Here is a 270-nt window from a genome sequence, read left to right as displayed (position 1 = left end):
ATGCTGTTCAGGCTTATATTCTGCAACCTGCAACCCGATCTGGGTAGCGGTCAGACGACCAACCGCCGAGAGAACAGCATAGCTCGCTACAACAACATCACGCTCAGCCTGAACTTGCTGAATCTGAATATCAACCAAATCATTCTGCGCGTTCAAAACGTCGAGTGTGGTACGCTGACCAACATTGCGTTCTTCAACCACGCCTTCCAATGCAAGACGTGCTGCGGAGATACCGTCCTGATAAGCGGAAAGCGAAGCTTTTGCAGATTC

1 pseudogene is annotated in these 270 nt (G+C 50.4%); it reads right to left on the bottom strand.

The window, feature by feature from the left end:
• Positions 1-270: pseudogene (locus tag HBA93_RS21255) on the bottom strand (transporter); the annotation flags it as partial.

Source organism: Ochrobactrum sp. SFR4 (assembly GCF_019730395.1).
In the GTDB taxonomy this organism is placed as follows: Bacteria; Pseudomonadota; Alphaproteobacteria; order Rhizobiales; family Rhizobiaceae; genus Pseudochrobactrum.
This window is presented reverse-complemented; position numbering and strand designations above follow the sequence as displayed.